We start from the raw sequence: 12,889 nt of genomic DNA, 5'->3' as shown, positions 1-12,889 counted from the left end.
CACGCGCAGTGCAAGGACGAGGGGTCGATCGGAACTACCACGGTGAAGAAACCGCAGGACCCGCCCGTGTTGATCACCGAATCCCCCGCGCAGCCGCAGTGATCGGCTTCGTTGCTGTGAAGTACGGCACCGCCCGAGGATGACGAGTGTCCGGGCGGCGTCAGGCGGGTCTTGGCGCGGGGCGCTGCACCAGGTCGCCGTAGAAGTCGTGGATGCTGTCCACCGCCCGGGCGAACGCGTCGAGGTCGAGCGGCTTCGTCACGTACGCGTTGGCGTGCCGGGCGTAGCTGCACGCGATGTCCTCCGGCTGATCGGAGGTCGTGAACACCACGACCGGGATGGTCGCCAGCGCCGGGTCCCGCTTGATCTCGGCGAGGACCTCCCGGCCGTCCATCCGCGGCATGTTCAGATCGAGCAGGATCATGTCCGGGCGGGACCCCCGCGACCCGTCCCCCGCCCGCAGGAAGCCGAGGGCCTCGATCCCGTCGTGCGCGACGTGCACCCGCGACGGAACCCGGTGAGCGTCGAACGCCTCCATGATCAGTGCGATGTCCGCCTGATCATCGTCGACCAGCAGGACCTGCACGGCAGCACCCACCAAAGATCACCACCCCGGTTCGCGGGACATGTTTGCCATAAGACAACGATACGGCGTGAATTCCCCTAAGCTTGACCAGGCAGGTAGACGGGGATATCGATCATGGCCAACATTGCTGCAGCCGACGACGACGACAACGTCCAAGACATGGTGAAACGCGTACTCACGAAGGCCGGCCACGACGTCTCGACGCACGACGACGGCGCGGCCCTGGTCGAGCAGGCCCGTGCTCATCACCCCGACGCCGTGGTCACCGACAACGAGATGCCGGTCATGACCGGGCTCGAGGCGGTGCGGGCACTGCACGAGGATCCCGACACCGCCGACATCCCGGCGGTACTGGCCTCCGGTTCGGTACCCGCGGCCGCCGCGGCCGAGGTCCTGCGCGACGGCGATCAGGTGGTGACCAAGCCGTTCACGCCGGCCGAGCTGAACGCCGGAGTCGAAGCGGCACTGGACTCGGCACAGGACGGGTCATAGTCCGCTGCCGGCGGAAAGCTTATGACGTCCCGGCGCGTACCTATGGCCTTCTGTGCGGCAGAACAGACTCTGGTGGTCCTGGCTGGCGGTGGAGACGATGTCCTGCGCCGGGTACCTCTCCTGCTGCCCGATGCGGCATGGCCGCCGCCCTCGTGTACAACGTGATCGGCCTGCTCTCCGCTCTGCTCATGCTGGTGGGCGTGCGGCTGCACCGTCCGGAGCGCCCGGCGATGTGGTACTGGTTCGCGGCCGGGCAGGTCACCTGGGTCGTCGCCGACGTGACCTGGCAGTACTACCAGCTAGTCCGGCACGAGGAGCCGTATCCCTCGGTCGCCGACGTGTTCTACCTCGCCGCGTACCCGATGATGATCATCGGTTTGATCCTGCTGACCCGCAGCCAGCTGAGCCGGGACTTCGCGGGTCTGGTGGATTCGGCCGTCGTGGGCACCGGCCCGGGCCTGGTGTTCTGGGTGTTCGTCCTGCACCCCGTCGCCGCGGACTCGGCCGCCACGGCCCTGGAACGGAGCATCAGCGTCGCCTATCCGGCCGCCGACGCCCTGCTGCTCGCGCCCGGCATCGCCGACGACAGCACCGACCGGGTGGCGATCGCGGTCGCGGCCATGCTGCTCTTCCTGCTGGTCGTGGCCCGGATGGCGGGCTTCGTGTCCCAGGTACAGCGGCAGGCGGACCAGCTCGAGGACCTGGCCATGGCCGACGCCCTGACCGGCCTGGCCAACCGGCGGCGCCTCGAGCAGGAGCTGCATGCGGCGCTGGCCGCCGGCCCGGTCCAGGTCGCGCTGCTCGACCTGGACGACTTCAAGGGCGCCTACCCTCAGCTTTGCCGCTCCGGAGACAGAACTGCGGACGGAGTCGCGATCGGGTACAACTGCGCAACGAATTGCGCGTCCTGTGGGCTGACGTCCAGGCCGCCCTCGACCGCCATCGCGTCTTTCATGATCGAGGCAGGCAACCAATAGCACATGATGGAACGGGAATCCGCCTCCGCAGTGGCCAGGAGTGCCGACATCGGCAGCGGCGTGAGCACATTGCTGATCACCTTCTCCCGGTTCCATCCGTATCTTTCCATGAAATATCGGATGGCCGACTCCGGATCGATTCGATCGACGATCTCCTTGCGCATGTGTTCGTGCGGAAAACCGAGGGTGTGGCCGGCCTCGTGGCGTACGACGCGCACGAACTCCGACTCCGGGGTGTCCATCGTGAAGCCCTCCAAGTTCATCGTGGGCTCGTCGGCGGCAACCCCGAGAATGTCGGTTCCGACATACGACCAGTAGCCTCCGTCCTCGCCGGTCAGCATGGCGATCCGCACCTGCGGGTCCGTCGCGGTCTCGGCGAAGGTCACGTTGGCCCACTGTCCCCACGCGTTCATGTGGGACAGGATGCGTGCTCGGAGATCGGCTGCGGCGTCCTCCATGAAACCGACGGTGAGCTGGACCCCACGCGCACCCCAGTACTTGGCGGTCAGTAGGGCAGCGTGCAGCGGCGCGATCGCCACGTCGGTTGCGCCGAGGCGCAACATGTCGAGAGACGGGGCGTTCGCGGGATTGATTCCCGACGCATCCCGGGCTGCCGCCGCCCATCTCTCCGGCGGCAGCATCTTGATTTCACAGATTGGTCTGTCCATAACGCTCCCCATTCAGCATCTGCGCTGCGGTGGCCTATTGTCCCAACCGTTTCCCGCCCGCGTGTCGACCTTTCGTCGTCGCGGAGATCAACCGGTGTGCGACCGCCCGGACTCGTCCAGCGCTGTGGGCACATGATCACGGTAGCTTCGAGCCGTCGGGGTTTGGGCGTTTTGCGCCAAGCCTTCAGGCCACCCTGGGCCGCCATCTGTGCCTCGATCGACGAACTTGTCGTGTCGAACAGCAGGAGAATGCAAGCCGGGCGCGTCTCATTTGCCCCTGGCCGACCTGCTCGATCGCCACCTCAGGTCTTGAGAGGAATCGGCAACGAACCGCTTACCCTGACCGGATGGCCCGCTACGTGATCGACGCACCCACCTTGCTACATCTCGTGGACAACGCCCTTACCGTCGACCGCAGTCACCGGCTGGTTGCGCCGAACATCATCCGTTCGGAGGCGTTGCAGCTGTTGTTGCGCGACGTCCGCCGAGGCGGACGTACGGATCACGCGGCGCTGGAGGTCCACGAGCAGATCACCGGGCTCAAGATGCGGCTCCTCGGTGACCGGGTGTCGCGCACGACGGCGTGGCGGATCGCCCGCCAGGAGGACTGGGACACGCTGCGTGACGCCGAGTACCTGGCGGTGACCCGGTTGCAGGCCGACGCCCTGGTGACGGTAGATCCTCTTCTGGCGGCCAAGGCGGAGAGCATCGTTGCGGTGGCGCCCCTCCACGCCCTGCTCACCGGCGGGTAGCGACAGCGGCGGTGCCGCTGCCGGCGGCGCCGGGCAGGCTCCGCTTGACCCGGTACATCTCGGCGTCGGCCCGCTCGATGAGCACCGCCGGGTCGGTGCCGGGGTCCTCGGCCAGCGCCGCGCCGATGCTCGCCCCGATCCGCACGGTGTAGTCCCCGAGGTGGAAGGGCTCGCGCATGGCCGCCATCAGCTCGTCTGCGCGCTCCTGCGCCGAGGCCGGATCGGACACGTCCGAGAGGATGGCCGCGAACTCGTCACCGCCGAGGCGGCCCAGCACGTCCGTGTCGCGCAGGCTCTGCTGCAGCCTTTCGGCCGCCGCGAGCAGCAGCGCGTCGCCGGTCGCATGCCCGTACGTGTCGTTGACGTTCTTGAAGCCGTCCAGGTCGATGAAGAGCACCGCCACCGCGCGATCGGGACGGGCCGTACGCAGCGCACCGGTGAGCCGGCGCAACACCTCGCCGCGGTTGGGCAGCTCCGTCAGACCGTCGTGGGTGGCCGCGTGCACCAGCTGGTCCTGATGCTCGCGCCGGTCGCTCACGTCGCGCTCATTGGACACGATGCCGTGGACGGCGGGGTCACCCAGCAGGTTGCGCATGGTGATCTCGTGCCACCGCCAGGAACCGTCGCGCTGCCGTGAGCGGACCTCCAAGCGCCGCTCGTGGCCGTCGCCGGCCGCCACGACCTCGGCGAGGGTGGCCCGGGCCCGCGGAACGTCATCGGCATGCAGCAGCCGGAACCGGTCCGTGCCCAGCAGTTCGTCGGGATCCCAGCCGGTGATGTGCAACATCGCCGGGCTGACGTGGGTGAGGCGGGCGTCCGGGTCGAGCACGGTGACCACGTCGGAGGACTTCTGCACCAGCGCCCGGAACCGTCCCTCGGCGTGGCTCAGGGCGTCCGCGGCGCCCTCGCCGCGGATGGCGGACAGGCCCAGGTTGCTGAGGCCGAAGACCGCCAGCGCCAGGCTCCACACCGCCGCGAAGTGCGAATGACCGGTCGGCATGACCGAGGAAACGAGCCCGGCCTGCAGGGCACCCTGCGCGGCGGCCGTCGTGGCCGCGGTGAGCACCGCGGCGGAACGCCAGATGCTCCCGCCCGACCAGCCGATGTGCACCACGCCGATCATGACGGCCGAGGCGGGCAGCATGAAGCTCCAGCCCGCGTACGTCACCATCGTCGCGGCGAGGCCGAGCGCCAGCACCAGCCGCAGCACCGGCCGGTTGTGCAGCTCGCCGCCGCCCAGCAGGCGCTGCCATCGTTCGTGACCGGCGGCGCCGAAGAGCCCGACCAGACCGGCGAGCACCCAGGGCGAGCCAAGGACGGCGCCGTACCGGTGGCCCCACCAGAGCAGCGCGAAGGCGACCGCGACGAGCACGATCAGGCCGGGCAGGAACGGCACGGCGGAGGTCGTCGGGCGCCCGCCCGCTCCGCGCGGCACGGCTCGGGGGGACATGGTGCGGGGCATGGTCCCTCCCTTCCCGAGGCGTCGGCTTGAAGTTCTCCCTGGGATCGGACGCGCGGGGGCGATCCTGAGCCGTCCATACCGTGTCTTGCGCGAGGGCTGAGCTGCCCTTGAGCCGGCCTGGCCTGCGCGAGGGATGAAAGCTCGGCGATCAGGGCATGGTTCACGGTCGAAGGCTGACAACCGGGAGGAGGCGAGTGATGGCCGATCCGATGCGGGCTGTGCAGCGTCTGCTGGACCTGCGGCGTCTGAGTCTGCTCGACGAGCTTCCGGCGGCGTTGAACGACACCGCACCCCTGCTCGGCGCGGTCGAGGTCACCGTGCTGCTCGTGGACTACGAGCAGATAGCACTGTGGCCCCTCACCGGTGCCGCCTCGCGGACCAACGAATCCATCCAGATCAACGACACCGCGGCCGGCCGCGCGTTCACCTCGGCTCACCCCGTACGGTGCGACGGCGCCGCGGACGTCGTGCTCTGGCTGCCGCTGCTGCACGGTACGGAACGCCTCGGCGTCCTGCGGGTGAAGCTCGAGGCGGCACCCGACGGCCCGTACCAGGCGTTGACCGTCATCGCCGCCCTGGTCGCCGAGTTGATCAGCGGCCGCCGGTTCTACGGCGACGCCGTGGAACACACCAGGCGCAGGCTTCCCATGCAACTGGCCGCGGAGATCATCTGGAACCAGCTGCCCCCGCTGAGCTTCACCGCACACGACACCAGCATCACCGCCGTCCTGGAGCCGTCCTACGACGTCGGCGGCGACGCCTTCGACTACGCCGCGAACGGCACCACCCTGCACGTCGCCCTGTTCGACACCGTCGGACACGGCATCACCGCCAGTGCCCTGACCACCCTGGCCCTCAACACCTACCGCAACGCCCGCCGATGCGGCCTGAGCCTGACCGACACCTACCGCAGCATCGACAAATGGGTACGCAACCAACACCCCGGCGCCTTCGTCACCGCCATTCTCGCCGAACTCGACACCGACAACGGGCTCTACCAGCGCATCAGCGCCGGACACCCGGCCGAACTGCTCCTGCGCCACGGCGCGCCCCTGCCGCTGCTGCCCGCGCCTACCGCCCTGCCGCTCGGCCTGGCCCACATGCGCACCCGGCCACCGGAGATCACGCGGCACACGCTGCAGCCCGGCGACACCCTGCTGCTCTACACCGACGGCATCACCGAGTCACGCTCCGCCGACGGCGAACTGTTCGGCCTGGACCGGCTCTCCGACTTCGTCACCGAGGCCGAGGCGCGGCTCCTGTCGCCCGCCGAGATCATGCGCCAGCTCGTTCACACCATCATCAGCTACGAAGACGGGGAGCTGCGCGACGACGCCACGGCCGCCATGCTCCAGTGGCACCCGCCGCGGTGACCCGATGCTTGCAGTTGAGCAACGAATCGGGTGGGCGATTGGCCACGGTCCCGGAATCATGGTCACAATGACCGCATGCCGAGTACGGTCTCGACGAGTGTGCCCGCGCAGGTCCTCGATCCGGCCCGACTCGCATCGGTACGCCGCACCGGCCTGCTCGACACCGGCCCGGAAGAGGCCTTCGACCGGCTCACCCGGCTCGCCGCGACGCTGCTGGGCACCCCGTTCGCGTTCATGACGGTCGTCGACGACACCCGCTCGTTCTGGAAGAGCTGCATCGGCGTGGACAGCGCCGACCTCGCGGAGCGGCAGAACACCGTGGAACAGTCGTTCTGCCGGTACGTCATCGGCTCCGGCGCCGAGCTGATCGTGCCGGACGCCAGGGCCGACCCGCGCACCGCGGACAACCCGTCGATCGAGCTCATGGGCGTCGCCGCCTGGGCCGGCTTCCCGGTCCGCTCGCCGGAGGGGCACGTGCTGGGCACCTTCTGCGCCGTCGACACCACGACCCGGCAATGGACACCGCACGACATCGAGATCCTGGCGACCCTGTCCGAGGCCGCCGCCGGAGAGATCGCCCTGCGCGAGGCCGTCGACGACGCCCGGGCGGCGACCACCAAGGCCGAAGTCGCCACCGCGGCCGCCGAACACGCCGGTGCCCGCGCCGAGCAACTGGCCGAGACCCTGCAACAGAGCCTGCTCCCGCCGCACCTGCCCGAGGTACCCGGCGTCGAGGTCGCCGTGCGGTACCGCCGCGCCACCGCCGGGGAGGCGGACGTCTACGGCGACTTCTACGACGTGTTCCCCTCCGTGCGCGACACCTGGGCCGTCGTCGTCGGCGACGTCGCCGGTAAGGGCCCCCAGGCGGCGAAGGTCACCGCCCTGGCCCGGTACACGCTGCGCGCCGCCGCCGTCCGGTGCGCCACCCCCAGCGCCAACCTCGCCACCCTCAACGCGGCGCTGCTCGGCTGGTACACCGACGACCGGCGGTTCCTCACCGCCGTCTACGCCGCCCTGCGGCCCCACCGGGACGGGGTCAGCGCGCGCGTCAGCTGCGGCGGCCACGACCCCGCGCTGATCCGCCGCGCCGACGGCCGGGTCCGGCCACTCGGCCGGCACGGCCTGGTGCTCGGCTGGCGGCCCGAACCGAGGCTCCTCGACCAGCGCACGGTCCTTCACCCCGGCGACAGCCTGGTCCTGTTCACCGACGGTGTCACCGAGGGCCGCCGCGCCGGCGACCGAGCGCTGTTCGGCCCCGAACGGCTGCGCCAGGTCGTCGCCGACACCCCGGTCACCGGCGCCGAACACCTCGCCGCCGCCATCGACGACGCCGTGACGGCCTTCACCGGCGGCCGTTTCGACGACGACACCGCCGTACTCGTCATCCACATCCCCGCCGAGCCGGCCGGGGCGTTGGTGACTTCGATGCCAGGTACATCCGTCAGGCGACGACCGCGTCGACGGCCTTCTTGAGCGCCGACGGCTGGGCGGGGCTGCGCGGGGCCTTCTCCCGCAGGTCGTTCATCCGGGCACCCAACTCCTGCAGCTGCTTGCGGCCGAGTCCCTCGCGCACCTGCGGGAACCAGTCCAGGTCCTCCTCGTCGATGTGGTGCGTGACGTTCTCGATGAGCACCGTCGTCTTGCGTCGAACCGCTCGTCGCCGGCGTCCATGGCGAACTGCCGACCCAGAGATGCCGTTACTGCTCTGACGCCTCCGTTGTCACAAATGCGCCCGAATACCGGACCGCAGGGATAGCGGGAGGATCTCGGGGCACTGTTCGCAATGACAACCCGTAGCCGAAGAGAGGCAAGGGCCATGCGAGCACTCACCTGGCAGGGCACCGCGAAGGTGTCCGTCGAGACCGTGCCAGACCCCAAGATCCAAGAGCCGACCGATGCCATCGTACGGATGACCTCCACCGCCATCTGCGGATCCGACCTGCACCTGTACAACGTGCTCGGCATGTACATCGACAAGGGCGACGTGCTCGGGCACGAGCCGATGGGCATCGTCGAGGAGGTCGGCGCCGAGGTCACCCACATCAGACCCGGCGACCGGGTGGTGATCCCGTTCAACATCTCCTGTGGTCACTGCTGGATGTGTACCCGCGGCTACTTCGCCCAGTGCGAGACCACCCAGGTCACCGACCAGCACAAGGGTGCGTCCCTGTTCGGCTTCACCAAGCTCTACGGCCAGGTCCCCGGCGGCCAGGCCGAGTATCTGCGGGTCCCGCAGGCGCAATTCGGCCCGATCAAGGTCCCGGACGGCCACCCCGATGAGCGCTACCTCTTCCTCTCCGACGTGCTCACCACGTCCTGGCAGGCGGCGAAGTTCGCCGACATCGCACCCGGCAGCACGGTCGCGGTGACCGGCCTCGGCCCGATCGGCCAGATGAGCGCCCGGATCGCCCGCCACCTCGGCGCGGAGCGGGTGATCGCGGTCGACAGCGTCCCCGAGCGCCTGGCGATGGCCCGCCGCAACGGCATCGAGGTGATCGACGACGGCGCGGTCGACGACGTACCGGCCGCGATCCTCGACATGACCGCCGGCCGCGGCGCCGACAGCGTCATCGAGGCCGTCGGCATGGAGGCACACGGCTCCCCATGGCAGGGCGCGGCCGTCAAGGCCGCCGGTCTGCTGCCCGATCCGCTGGCCCGCAAGGCCACCGAGACGATGGGCATCGACCGGATGGCGGCCCTGCGCACCGCGTTCGCCGGCGTCCGCCGCGCCGGCACCGTCTCCATCATCGGCGTGTACGGCGGCAACGCCGACCCGTTCCCGATGATGGACCTCTTCGACAAGGGCGTCACCCTGCGGATGGGCCAGGCACACGTCAAGCGCTGGGTCGACGACATCATGCCGCTGCTCACCGGCGACGACGACCCGCTCGGCGTGGACGACCTGGTCACACACCGGATGCCGCTGGAGGACGCCCCGCGCGGCTACGAGATCTTCGAGAAGAAGCAGGACGGCTGCATCAAGGTCGTCCTCAAGCCCTGACGGCGAAGTCACCGATGCCGACCGTGGGCCCGGCCGTCATCGGCCGGGCCCAGCGGTGGTGCCGGTCAGGATGCGTTCTGCGCTGCCTGCCTCGTGTGGTCCTTGGCGTCCTGTGCCGAGGTCTGTGCCTGGTCCCTGGTGGTCCGTGCGGCGTCGGTGGTCGTCTCCTTCACCTGTTCGACCGCGTGCTGGACACTGCCGGAGAGATCGTCCTTCATCTCGGCGGCCACGTCCTTCACCCGGTCGGTGAGGTCGTCGGAGTGGTCCTTGAGCTGCTGACCGGCCCGGCGTTCCGCGTCGGTGACCGGGATCAGGGTGGCGGCGAGCATGCCGACGCCGAACGCGATGATGCCGGCGGCGAGGGGGTTGCCCTGGGTCTGCTGTGCGACGGCCCGCGGCGCATGCTTGACGGTGCCGGCGACGTCATGGGCCTTCTCGCTCGCGGCGTCGCCGAGCTGCGATGCCTTGCCCTGCATGGTGTCGGCGGCCGATGCGGCGTGTTGCGCGGCGTGCTCCGAGGTGCCCATGACCTTCTCCTTGACCGAGTTCCAGCGTCGTTGTGCGACCCGTTTGGGGCTCGTCTTCTCGGCGAGGCGGTCCACGTCGCGGGTGAGTGACGTGCGGGTCTCTTCGATGTCGTGCCTCAGCCGGTCGGGTGCTTCAGCCATTGCGCATCCTCCTTGATCGTGTCGACGGTGCGCCGCGGCATCGGGTCGACGGTCTTGAGCTTCTTACGGCCGGTCGTGTACAGAACGGCGCCGATGATCAGCCAGAGCACGGCCACGATCAGCGCGGCCCAGCCGGCGTCCATGACGTTGCTGAGCCCGAACACCAGGGCGAAGCTGAGCAGCACCACGGCCAGGTAGCCGGCGAAGCCGGCGCCGCCGAGCATCCCCGCGGCCTTACCGGCCTTGGCCGCCTCCTCTTTCAGCTCGGCCTTGGCCAGCTCCACCTCCTGGCGGAACAGCTGTGAGAGATCGTCGCTGATGTTCCCGATCAACTCGCCGATCGACGTCTCCTCCGCGCGCTGCGCGGGATGCGGCGCGGTCACCGACGACCGCCCGGATTGTCAAGGGCGAACTCCTCGCCGGGGTATTCCTCGACAACCGACGGGGTGCCCGTGCCGGTCGCCGCGTACTCGGTGGTCACCGGCGCGCCCGGCTGACGATCGGCCCACGGGGTGGTCGACACGAACGAGTCGCTGCTCGGCTTGCCCTGCCCGGGCTCGGGGTTCGCGTTCGCGACACCCTTGCCGAGCCGGCCGACCACGAAGCCCGCGGCCAGAGCGGTGGCCAGAAACGCACCCGGCCTGCGGCGGGCGAAGTCCTGCACCTCCCGCAACACGCCCTCGGGGCCGTTGCGATCCAGGTAGTCGGCGAGCTGACGGCCGCCGTCGGCGACCCGCGAGACCACCGTGGCGGCCGGCGAGCCGGCCCGGTCGCCGCGCATCTCGTCGAGCTGGTCGGCGGTCTGGCGGATGGTGCCGACGAGATTGTCGTTCTGGGTACGGGCCTGCTGCGATACGCGGTCGCGCACCTCCGAGGCCACGTTGCGGACCTGGGTCTTCGCCTCCGTGCCGACGCGCAGCGCCTGCTCCTTGGCGGTGTCCTTGACCTCGGTCGCGGCCTGTCCGGCGGCCTGCGCACCCTCGTTCGCCACCTGCGTGGCGGACGACTGGTCGTCCTCCCGACTCGGCTGCGGCCGCGCCGTCACCGGCGGCTGGTAGGGCAGATCCGGTGCACGGGCACCGGCTGATACGTCACTCATCATGAGTCTCCGGAGGTTGAGGTATCGGTGCTCTCGGATTACCCCCGGCAATTCGAGCCACACATCTTTGCTCCATGACAAATAAACGAATCGCGGCCCGGGTGGCCTGACGTTGTCGCAGCCGGCGGGTTTGATCGACGACGGTTCGGGCATCCATTCCGGGCCCCTCCAACCGACAGGACACCGCGTCATGAAGCTGCCGACGCCCCGCGGGCCCGTCTCGACGGCGCTGATCTCCGCGCTCGGACGCGCTCCACACGAACTCGACCCGGCCGGCGTCGAGGAGCTTCCTACGGCGGCCGCGTCCGGGCTGACGGACGACGACCTGCAGCTGACCCTGTTCGTCCTCTACGAGCTGGCTTATCGGGGCTGGGACGGCGTGGACGACCGCTGGGAATGGCAGCCCGAACTGATCCGGCTGCGTAACGCCGCCGAAGACCGCTTCGAGGCGGCGCTACGGGTGCTGACCGCGCCTCATCGGGACACCGTGCTCGAAGAGCTGAGCGCCGCCTCGATCGCGCGCCGGCTGGTCGCGATGACCGGGGAGGACGGCGGCCCCTCGCTGTCCGAACATCTGCGGCGCCGGGCCACCTGGCAGCAGTTCCGGGAGTTCGCCGCCCACCGGTCCGTCTACCACCTGCGCGAGGCGGATCCGCACACCTTCGCGATCCCCCGGCTGAGCGGGCGGCCGAAGGCCGCGCTCATCGAGATCCAGATCGACGAGTACGGCGGCGGGCGGGTGAACCGCATGCACCAGGAGCTGTTCCGCCACACCATGACGGCGCTCGGGCTGGACACCACCTACGGCGCCTACGTCGAGGCGGCTCCGGCGCTGACGCTCGCCACCAACAACCTGATGTCCCTGTTCGGTCTGCACCGTCGCCGCCGGGGCGCCCTGCTCGGGCACCTGGCCGCGTACGAGATGACGTCGACGGCGCCCAACCGGGCGTACGGCGACGGGCTGCGCCGCCTCGGCGGGGACGCCGGTGCGACCCGCTTCTACGATGAGCACGTCGAGGCGGACGCGGTGCACGAGCAGATCGCGGCGTACGACATGTGCGGCTCGTTCTGTGTCGCCGAGCCGGAGCTTGCCGCGGACGTGCTGTTCGGCGCGCGGTGTGCGCTCGCTGTCGGCGCTCTGTGGGCGACCTCGGTGCTCGCGCACTGGGACCGGGGCGAGAGCTCACTGCTGGGCTTCGTCTGAGGTAGCCCGGTCAGGCGGCGTCGCGCGGCGCTGCCACGTCGCGGCCCGCGCTCGCCCGGAAGTTGACGGCCTTGTGGGTGCCGTCGCAGAACGGCTTGCGCGCCGATTTGCCGCAGCGGCACAGCGCCACCGTGCCCCGGCCCGGATCGATCACCGCGCCGTCCGGCGTGCGCAGCGTGAAGTCGCCGCGCAGCAGCAATGGGCCGTTCTCGTAGAACACGACGGTCGCGCCACGCTTCCCTTCGTCTTTCTCACCGGGAGCCTCGCGCTTAGTCATGATCGGAATGTGCCCCGGCACAAGCGCCCGAAACCCCAAAATGGGGCAACGTCCGATAACGGACGCTGCCCCAGCCCTGCCTGATGCGCCTACGGCGGGCCCTCTTGATCGAGGCCGCCGCCGTAGCGGCCAGGGCTCTCCTGCTCCCCCTCGCTACCGTCGCCCTCGTCGTCAGCCTTCTCGACGACGAACTGCTGGTGTTCCTCGGCGAAGTCGCCGCCCTGCTCGTCGGGGTCGCCGAGCGGCTCGAGGCCGGCGCCCGCGGCAGGTTCACGCCCGGAAGTACCCATGTCACTGACGTTCCCGCAGCGGACCTGCCCAAACACCGCC

The 12,889-nt window shown here is 69.8% G+C and carries 15 protein-coding genes; 6 read left to right on the top strand and 9 right to left on the bottom strand.

Annotated features, from left to right (window positions below; all coding sequences use genetic code 11):
* Nucleotides 1-160 precede the first annotated feature (160 nt).
* Complete coding sequence (locus AB0B58_RS11280; RefSeq protein ID WP_360221314.1) at nucleotides 161-598, bottom strand: response regulator; 438 nt, start codon at nucleotides 596-598, stop codon at nucleotides 161-163.
* A gap of 102 nt (nucleotides 599-700) precedes the next feature.
* Here AB0B58_RS11280 and AB0B58_RS11275 point away from each other — a divergent pair, with 102 nt between their 5' ends.
* Nucleotides 701-1,078 carry a response regulator gene (locus AB0B58_RS11275; protein ID WP_360221311.1) on the top strand — a complete coding sequence of 126 codons (378 nt, stop codon included), beginning with the start codon at nucleotides 701-703 and terminating at the stop codon, nucleotides 1,076-1,078.
* A gap of 832 nt (nucleotides 1,079-1,910) precedes the next feature.
* Here AB0B58_RS11275 and AB0B58_RS11270 read toward each other — a convergent pair.
* Nucleotides 1,911-2,723, bottom strand: a complete 813-nt coding sequence (locus AB0B58_RS11270) for a M12 family metallopeptidase (protein ID WP_360221308.1) — start codon at nucleotides 2,721-2,723, stop codon at nucleotides 1,911-1,913.
* 347 nt (nucleotides 2,724-3,070) lie between these two features.
* On the opposite strand from AB0B58_RS11270, the gene AB0B58_RS11265 reads away from it, so the two are divergent.
* Nucleotides 3,071-3,475, top strand: a complete 405-nt coding sequence (locus tag AB0B58_RS11265; RefSeq protein WP_360221305.1) for a hypothetical protein — start codon at nucleotides 3,071-3,073, stop codon at nucleotides 3,473-3,475.
* Here AB0B58_RS11265 and AB0B58_RS11260 read toward each other — a convergent pair.
* The gene (locus tag AB0B58_RS11260; RefSeq protein WP_360221302.1) at nucleotides 3,462-4,937 is read right to left on the bottom strand and encodes a sensor domain-containing diguanylate cyclase; all 1,476 of its coding nucleotides are present in this window, start codon (nucleotides 4,935-4,937) and stop codon (nucleotides 3,462-3,464) included. The two genes, AB0B58_RS11265 and AB0B58_RS11260, sit on opposite strands and share 14 nt — an antisense overlap.
* 197 nt (nucleotides 4,938-5,134) lie before the next feature.
* Between AB0B58_RS11260 and AB0B58_RS11255 the strand changes: the two genes are divergently transcribed.
* Both AB0B58_RS11255 and AB0B58_RS11250 read left to right on the top strand, forming a co-directional pair.
* Nucleotides 5,135-6,310 (top strand): PP2C family protein-serine/threonine phosphatase, encoded by a 1,176-nt coding sequence (locus tag AB0B58_RS11255; RefSeq protein WP_360221299.1) that lies wholly within the window; start codon nucleotides 5,135-5,137, stop codon nucleotides 6,308-6,310.
* Between the two features lie 75 nt (nucleotides 6,311-6,385).
* The gene (locus AB0B58_RS11250) at nucleotides 6,386-7,783 is read left to right on the top strand and encodes a GAF domain-containing SpoIIE family protein phosphatase (RefSeq protein ID WP_360221296.1); all 1,398 of its coding nucleotides are present in this window, start codon (nucleotides 6,386-6,388) and stop codon (nucleotides 7,781-7,783) included.
* On the opposite strand, the gene AB0B58_RS11245 is transcribed toward AB0B58_RS11250, so the two are convergent.
* Entirely contained in the window at nucleotides 7,752-7,943 is a 192-nt protein-coding gene (locus tag AB0B58_RS11245; RefSeq protein WP_360221293.1) for a hypothetical protein, read from the bottom strand. The genes AB0B58_RS11250 and AB0B58_RS11245 overlap by 32 nt on opposite strands.
* A 183-nt stretch (nucleotides 7,944-8,126) precedes the next feature.
* Here AB0B58_RS11245 and AB0B58_RS11240 point away from each other — a divergent pair, with 183 nt between their 5' ends.
* Complete coding sequence (locus AB0B58_RS11240) at nucleotides 8,127-9,311, top strand: zinc-dependent alcohol dehydrogenase (RefSeq protein ID WP_360221290.1); 1,185 nt, start codon at nucleotides 8,127-8,129, stop codon at nucleotides 9,309-9,311.
* Between the two features lie 65 nt (nucleotides 9,312-9,376).
* On the opposite strand, the gene AB0B58_RS11235 is transcribed toward AB0B58_RS11240, so the two are convergent.
* From AB0B58_RS11235 to AB0B58_RS11225, 3 genes are read right to left on the bottom strand one after another with little or no spacing between them, the layout of a single operon-like run.
* The gene (locus AB0B58_RS11235; protein WP_360221287.1) at nucleotides 9,377-9,979 is read right to left on the bottom strand and encodes a DUF3618 domain-containing protein; all 603 of its coding nucleotides are present in this window, start codon (nucleotides 9,977-9,979) and stop codon (nucleotides 9,377-9,379) included.
* Entirely contained in the window at nucleotides 9,955-10,362 is a 408-nt protein-coding gene (locus AB0B58_RS11230) for a phage holin family protein (RefSeq protein ID WP_360221284.1), read from the bottom strand. Before AB0B58_RS11230 ends, AB0B58_RS11235 begins: the two co-directional genes overlap by 25 nt.
* Nucleotides 10,359-11,078, bottom strand: a complete 720-nt coding sequence (locus tag AB0B58_RS11225; protein ID WP_360221281.1) for a hypothetical protein — start codon at nucleotides 11,076-11,078, stop codon at nucleotides 10,359-10,361. Before AB0B58_RS11225 ends, AB0B58_RS11230 begins: the two co-directional genes overlap by 4 nt.
* A gap of 190 nt (nucleotides 11,079-11,268) precedes the next feature.
* Here AB0B58_RS11225 and AB0B58_RS11220 point away from each other — a divergent pair, with 190 nt between their 5' ends.
* Nucleotides 11,269-12,282 carry an iron-containing redox enzyme family protein gene (locus AB0B58_RS11220; protein WP_360221278.1) on the top strand — a complete coding sequence of 338 codons (1,014 nt, stop codon included), beginning with the start codon at nucleotides 11,269-11,271 and terminating at the stop codon, nucleotides 12,280-12,282.
* 10 nt (nucleotides 12,283-12,292) lie between these two features.
* On the opposite strand, the gene AB0B58_RS11215 is transcribed toward AB0B58_RS11220, so the two are convergent.
* Nucleotides 12,293-12,559 carry a CDGSH iron-sulfur domain-containing protein gene (locus AB0B58_RS11215; protein WP_360221275.1) on the bottom strand — a complete coding sequence of 89 codons (267 nt, stop codon included), beginning with the start codon at nucleotides 12,557-12,559 and terminating at the stop codon, nucleotides 12,293-12,295.
* A gap of 89 nt (nucleotides 12,560-12,648) precedes the next feature.
* Nucleotides 12,649-12,849: a hypothetical protein gene (locus AB0B58_RS11210; protein WP_360221272.1), complete on the bottom strand. Its 201-nt coding sequence runs from the start codon at nucleotides 12,847-12,849 to the stop codon at nucleotides 12,649-12,651.
* Nucleotides 12,850-12,889 lie beyond the last annotated feature (40 nt).

The sequence above is a fragment of the Actinoplanes sp. NPDC049118 genome, assembly GCF_040648555.1.
Lineage (GTDB): Bacteria > Actinomycetota > Actinomycetes > Mycobacteriales > Micromonosporaceae > Actinoplanes.
This window is presented reverse-complemented; position numbering and strand designations above follow the sequence as displayed.

What these genes read in the sequence shown, in the direction of transcription:
- AB0B58_RS11275 (WP_360221311.1), top strand. Translation starts at nt 701, where the DNA reads ATGGCCAACATTGCTGCAGCCGACGACGACGACAACGTCCAAGACATG.
- AB0B58_RS11270 (WP_360221308.1), bottom strand. Translation starts at nt 2,723, where the DNA reads ATGGACAGACCAATCTGTGAAATCAAGATGCTGCCGCCGGAGAGATGG.
- AB0B58_RS11265 (WP_360221305.1), top strand. Translation starts at nt 3,071, where the DNA reads ATGGCCCGCTACGTGATCGACGCACCCACCTTGCTACATCTCGTGGAC.
- AB0B58_RS11260 (WP_360221302.1), bottom strand. Translation starts at nt 4,937, where the DNA reads ATGCCCCGCACCATGTCCCCCCGAGCCGTGCCGCGCGGAGCGGGCGGG.
- AB0B58_RS11255 (WP_360221299.1), top strand. Translation starts at nt 5,135, where the DNA reads ATGGCCGATCCGATGCGGGCTGTGCAGCGTCTGCTGGACCTGCGGCGT.
- AB0B58_RS11250 (WP_360221296.1), top strand. Translation starts at nt 6,386, where the DNA reads ATGCCGAGTACGGTCTCGACGAGTGTGCCCGCGCAGGTCCTCGATCCG.
- AB0B58_RS11240 (WP_360221290.1), top strand. Translation starts at nt 8,127, where the DNA reads ATGCGAGCACTCACCTGGCAGGGCACCGCGAAGGTGTCCGTCGAGACC.
- AB0B58_RS11235 (WP_360221287.1), bottom strand. Translation starts at nt 9,979, where the DNA reads ATGGCTGAAGCACCCGACCGGCTGAGGCACGACATCGAAGAGACCCGC.
- AB0B58_RS11225 (WP_360221281.1), bottom strand. Translation starts at nt 11,078, where the DNA reads ATGAGTGACGTATCAGCCGGTGCCCGTGCACCGGATCTGCCCTACCAG.
- AB0B58_RS11220 (WP_360221278.1), top strand. Translation starts at nt 11,269, where the DNA reads ATGAAGCTGCCGACGCCCCGCGGGCCCGTCTCGACGGCGCTGATCTCC.
- AB0B58_RS11215 (WP_360221275.1), bottom strand. Translation starts at nt 12,559, where the DNA reads ATGACTAAGCGCGAGGCTCCCGGTGAGAAAGACGAAGGGAAGCGTGGC.
- AB0B58_RS11210 (WP_360221272.1), bottom strand. Translation starts at nt 12,849, where the DNA reads ATGGGTACTTCCGGGCGTGAACCTGCCGCGGGCGCCGGCCTCGAGCCG.